The organism is Streptomyces sp. UH6 (assembly GCF_013421635.1).
GTDB lineage: Bacteria > Actinomycetota > Actinomycetes > Streptomycetales > Streptomycetaceae > Streptomyces > Streptomyces abyssomicinicus.
The window spans coordinates 1-4,944 of record NZ_JACADT010000392.1 but is presented as its reverse complement, the minus strand read 5'-3'; the positions used below and the strand labels follow the sequence as shown (position 1 = coordinate 4,944).

Annotated in this window: 5 protein-coding genes; 1 reads left to right on the top strand and 4 read right to left on the bottom strand. The window is 73.6% G+C overall.

Features of this window, described 5'->3' with window-relative positions:
* From HW445_RS18340 to HW445_RS18325, 4 genes are all read right to left on the bottom strand, one after another.
* Nucleotides 1-267 (bottom strand): XdhC family protein (locus tag HW445_RS18340; protein ID WP_180222081.1); only part of this gene is annotated, 267 nt, incomplete at its 3' end.
* A 41-nt stretch (nucleotides 268-308) separates the two neighbouring features.
* Nucleotides 309-2,762 (bottom strand): xanthine dehydrogenase subunit D, encoded by a 2,454-nt coding sequence (gene pucD / locus HW445_RS18335; protein ID WP_180222080.1) that lies wholly within the window; start codon nucleotides 2,760-2,762, stop codon nucleotides 309-311.
* Complete coding sequence (locus tag HW445_RS18330) at nucleotides 2,759-3,247, bottom strand: (2Fe-2S)-binding protein (protein ID WP_180222082.1); 489 nt, start codon at nucleotides 3,245-3,247, stop codon at nucleotides 2,759-2,761. Before HW445_RS18330 ends, pucD begins: the two co-directional genes overlap by 4 nt.
* Nucleotides 3,247-4,137 (bottom strand): xanthine dehydrogenase family protein subunit M, encoded by an 891-nt coding sequence (locus tag HW445_RS18325; protein ID WP_180222079.1) that lies wholly within the window; start codon nucleotides 4,135-4,137, stop codon nucleotides 3,247-3,249. Before HW445_RS18325 ends, HW445_RS18330 begins: the two co-directional genes overlap by 1 nt.
* 262 nt (nucleotides 4,138-4,399) lie before the next feature.
* On the opposite strand from HW445_RS18325, the gene HW445_RS18320 reads away from it, so the two are divergent.
* A partial coding sequence (locus tag HW445_RS18320; RefSeq protein ID WP_180222078.1) for a PucR family transcriptional regulator ligand-binding domain-containing protein occupies nucleotides 4,400-4,944 on the top strand: 545 nt, incomplete at its 3' end.

Here is a 4,944-nt window from a genome sequence, read left to right as displayed (position 1 = left end):
CAGCCCCACCGCGATCCCGTCGGCGTCGGCGGAACCGCAGCTCTCGCGCACCGTCCGGCCGTCCTCCAGCGCCCGCAGGCACAGGTCGTGGACCGCGCCCTCGACGCACCCGCCGGAGACCGAGCCGACCGCCTCGCCCTCCCTGTCGACGGCCAGCGCGGCCCCCGGCATGCGGGGCGCGCTGCCGCCGACGGCGACCACGGTGGCGACGGCGAAGTCCCGGCCCTGGCCGATCCAGCCGTGCAGCTCGTGCGCGATGTCCAGCATGGCCGCGCTCCTTTCCGCCGTGGTTCTCCCTCGAGGGACCCTTACCCGCCCGTGAGGTGTTCAGGACGCACCGGTGTCCGCCGCAGGTCCAGCCCGGTCGCGGCCCGGACCGCGGCGAGGATCGCCGGAGTCGAGGAGAGCGTGGGTGCCTCGCCCACTCCGCGCAGTCCGTAGGGCGCGTTGTCGTCGGCGAGTTCCAGCACCTCCACCGGCATCGGCGGGGTGTCGAGGATGGTGGGGATCAGGTAGTCGGTGAAGGAGGGGTTGCGGACCAGTCCCGTGGTGCGGTCCACCACGATCTCCTCCATCAGCGCCACCCCCAGCCCCTGCGTGCTGCCGCCCTGGATCTGCCCGACCACGGCCAGCGGGTTCACCGCCTTGCCGACGTCCTGGGCGCAGGCCAGTTCCACCACCTTGACCAGACCGAGCTCGACGTCCACGTCGACCACCGCGCGGTGCGCGGCGAAGGAGTACTGGACGTGGCCGTCGCCCTGCCCGGTGAGCCGGTCGAAGGGCTCGGTGGGCCGGTGGCGCCACTCGGTCTCGACCTCGACGGCCTCGTCGCCGAGGATCTCGGCCAGCCCGGCCAGCACCGTGCCGTCCCCCGCCACCACCTTGCCGCCCTCCAGCCGGAGCCCGTCCGAGGACCAGCCCTGCTGCGCCGCGCCGAACCGTTCGCGCCCGAGTTCCAGCACCCGCTCGCGCACCAGCTCGCAGGCCCGCTTGACGGCTCCGCCCGTGACGTAGGTCTGCCGGGAGGCGGAGGTGGAACCGGCGCTGCCCACCCGGGTGTCGGCGGGCTGGACGGTGACCCCGGTGACGCCCAGCTCGGTGCGGGCGATCTGGGCGTGGACGGTGACGCCGCCCTGCCCGACCTCCGCCATCGCGGTGTGCACCGAGGCGACCGCCTCGCCTCCGGCGGCCTCCAGCCGCACCCGGGCCGTGGAGTAGTCGTCGAACCCTTCCGAGAAGCCCACGTTCTTGATGCCGACCGCGTACCCGACGCCGCGCACCACGCCCTCCCCATGGCTGGTGTTGGAGAGTCCGCCGGGCAGCGCCCGCACGTCGACCCGGCCCTCGCCGCTCTCCCAGGGCCGCTCCGCCGGCAGCGGCAACTCCCTCACACGGCTCAGCAGTTCGGCGACCGGCGCGGGCGAGTCGACGACCTGCCCGGTGGGCATCACCGAGCCCTGCGACATGGCGTTGAGCCGGCGGAACTCGACGCGGTCCATGCCGACCGCGTCGGCCAGCCGGTCCATCTGCGCCTCGTAGGCGAAGCAGGCCTGCACGGCGCCGAAGCCGCGCATCGCGCCGCAGGGCGGGTTGTTGGTGTAGAGGGCGAGCGCCTCCACCTCCACCGCGTCGACCTCGTACGGGCCCACGCTCAGCGAGGCCGCGTTGCCGACCACGGCCGGGGAGGAGGAGGCGTAGGCGCCGCCGTCGAGCACGATCCGGGCGCGGACGTGGGTGAGCCGGCCGTCCTTGGTGGCGCCGTGCTCGTAGACCAGCTTGGCCGGGTGGCGGTGGACGTGCCCGAAGAAGGACTCGTACCGGTTGTAGACCATCTTCACCGGCCGCCCGGTGCGCAGCGCGAGCAGGCAGGCGTGGATCTGCATGGACAGGTCCTCACGCCCGCCGAACGCCCCGCCGACGCCGGCCAGGGTCATCCGGACCTTCTCCTCGGGCAGGCCGAGGACGGGCGCGATCTGCCGGCGATCGGCGTGCAGCCACTGGGTGGCGACGTAGAGGTCCACCCCGCCGTCCTCGGCGGGGACCGCCATGCCGGACTCGGTGCCGAGGAACGCCTGGTCCTGCATGCCGAACTCGTACTCGCCGCGGACCACGAAGTCCGCGCGCGCGGCCGCCCGTTCGACGTCGCCGCGGACGATCGGCTGGCGGTGCACGACGTTGGGGTGCGGGACGTGCGGAGCGTGGTGGTCGGTGCGGTCCTCGTGCAGCACGACCGCGTCGGGCGCGGTGGCGCTCTCCTCGTCGGTGACCACGGGGAGTTCCCGGTACTCGACCTTGATCTTCTCCGCGGCACGCCGGGCGATCTCCGGGTGGTCGGCGGCGACGGCGGCGATCGGCTCACCGTGGTGGCGGATCCGGCGGTGGGCGAGGACGGGGGTGTCCTGGATCTCCAGGCCGTAGTGCCGGACCTCGGCCGGCAGGTCGTCGTAGGTGAGGACGGCGTGCACGCCCGGCGTGGCCAGCGCTTCGGACACGTCGACGGAGAGGATCTCGGCGTGCGCGGTGGTGGAACGCAACAGGTGGCCCCAGAGCATGTGTTCGTGCCACAGGTCCGAGGAGTAGGCGAACTCGCCGGTGACCTTGAGGACGCCGTCGGGGCGCGGCACCGACTCCCCCACGCCGCCGACGTTCCCGGCGCGCTGGGTGAAACGGGTGGGCAGGCCGAGCACACCGGTGCGGTGCGCCGCCGTGGACCGGACACCGGAGATGACGGGCGGGACGTGCCGCTCGGTGAGGTCGGTCATGCCCGGCCCCCTTCCGGCTCGGCGGAGCGCCGGGCGGCGGCCAGGCGGACCGCGTCCATGATCTTCTCGTAGCCCGTGCAGCGGCACAGGTTGCCCGAGAGGGCCTCCCTGATGTCGGCGTCGGCGGGCTTCGGCTCGCGGTCCAGGAGTTCGTCGGCGGCGACCAGCAGGCCGGGCGTGCAGAACCCGCACTGGACGGCCCCGGCGTCGATGAACGCCTTCTGCACGGCGGAGAGTTCACCCTCCGGCGCCAGCCCCTCCACGGTGACCACCTCGCGCCCCTCGGCCTGTCCGGCGGCGACCAGGCAGGCGCAGACCGGCACGCCGTCCAGGCGTACCGTGCAGGATCCGCACTCGCCCTGCTCGCAGGCGTTCTTGGAGCCGGGCAGTCCCATCCGCTCGCGCAGCACGTACAGCAGCGACTCGCCCTCCCAGACGTCGTCGGCCTCCCGTGGACGGCCGTTGACCGTCAGCCGGACACGCATCATGCGGCTCCCTCCGTGACGCGGGCGCTCCCGCGGTATTCCTGCCAGGCCCAGCCCAGGGTGCGGCGGGCCAGCACGCCCACCGCGCGGCGGCGGTAGGCGGCGGTGCCCCGTACGTCGTCGATCGGCGAGCAGGCGGCGGAGCAGAGTTCGGCGAACCGCCGGGCCGCCGAGGGCGCCGGCGGGCGTCCGGTGTCCCAGCACCGTTCCTCCTCCAGCACGCCGTTCAGGAACTCCTCCGCCTCCTGCGCGCGCACCGGTGTGGGTGCGGCGGAGCCGATGCCGGTGCGGACCGTGCGGCTCTCCGGGTGGAGGGCCAGGCCGAAGGCGCAGACCGCGATCACCATGGCGTTGCGGGTGCCCACCTTGGCGAACTGCTGGGGTCCGCCGGCCCGCCGGACGCGGACCGCGCGGATCAGTTCGTCGGGGGCGAGGGCGTTGCGCTTGGGCCCCAGGTAGAAGTCGTCGATGGGGATCAGGCGGGTGCCGCGCGTGGAGACCGCCTCCACCTCCGCACCGGAGGCGAGCAGCGCCGGGTGGGCGTCGCCGGCCGGGGAGGCGGTGCCGAGGTTGCCGCCCACGCCGCCGCGGTTGCGGATCTGCGGGGAGGCCACGGTGTGCGCGGCCAGGGCCAGGCCGGGGAGCTCGGGCCGCAGTCCTTCCATGATCCGCGTGTAGGGCACGGAGGCGCCCAGCCGCACGGCGGTGCCGTCGCTCTCCCACTCCTCGAGCTCGGTGATCCGCCCGAGGTCGAGCAGCCGTTCCGGGCGGCGGTGGCCGAAGTTGAGCTCGACCATCACGTCGGTGCCGCCCGCGAGGGGCACCGCGTCGGGATGCTCGGCCTTGACGGCGAGCGCCTCCTCCCAGCTGGCCGGTCGTAGGAATTCCATGCCTGGCCGTCCTCCCGGAACTGCGGTCTACGCGCGTGGCGCGAAGGGGTGGTCCGATACGTGTAGACGCTCGGAGCGTCCAGTACACCGCCCTGTCACCCGGCCGGGTCAGTCGCCGAAAACACGAAGGAATTCGCTGGCCACACCTTCCATCTTGTAGATTCGCATGAAAGGGAGAGGTGCTTGCCCTTCACGTTTCCGTACGGGAACACAGCACTCCCGAAGACTCCACGACCTCGAGACCTGAACGGCGGCGACTGGAATGCGGCTCCGCGCACTGCTGGACACCCCCGGGCTCGGCCTGCGGCTGCTCGGCGGCGAGGACGAGCTGGACCGCGCGGTGCGCGGCGTGATGACGACCGACCTGAAGGATCCCAGCCGCTACCTCACCGGCGGTGAGCTGGTCCTGACCGGTCTCCTCTGGCGCCACGGGCCCGCCGACTCCGAGCGGTTCGTGCGCATCCTCACCGACGCCCAGGTGGCCGCCCTGGGGGCCGGCGAGGCGGAGCTGGCGGGCATCCCCGACGACCTGGTCGAGGCCTGCGCCCGGCACCGGCTGCCGCTGTTCGCGGTGGACGAGTCCGTTGCGTTCGCGAGCATCACCGAGCACGTGGTGCGCCAGGTGTCCGGCGAGCGGGCCGGGGACCTGGCCGCGGTGGTGGACCGGCACCGCAGGATGATGACGGCCGGCCCCACCGGGGGCGGCCCGGACGTGGTCCTGGAACTGCTCGGCTCGGACCTGGATCTGCGGGCCTGGGTCCTCTCGCCCGCCGGCCGTCCGATCGCCGGCCCCAAGGGCGCCGGCCC

Bases quoted from the DNA above. Each gene is read 5' to 3' on its own strand.
- HW445_RS18330 (WP_180222082.1), bottom strand. From the start codon at position 3,247: ATGCGTGTCCGGCTGACGGTCAACGGCCGTCCACGGGAGGCCGACGAC.
- HW445_RS18325 (WP_180222079.1), bottom strand. From the start codon at position 4,137: ATGGAATTCCTACGACCGGCCAGCTGGGAGGAGGCGCTCGCCGTCAAG.
- pucD (WP_180222080.1), bottom strand. From the start codon at position 2,762: ATGACCGACCTCACCGAGCGGCACGTCCCGCCCGTCATCTCCGGTGTC.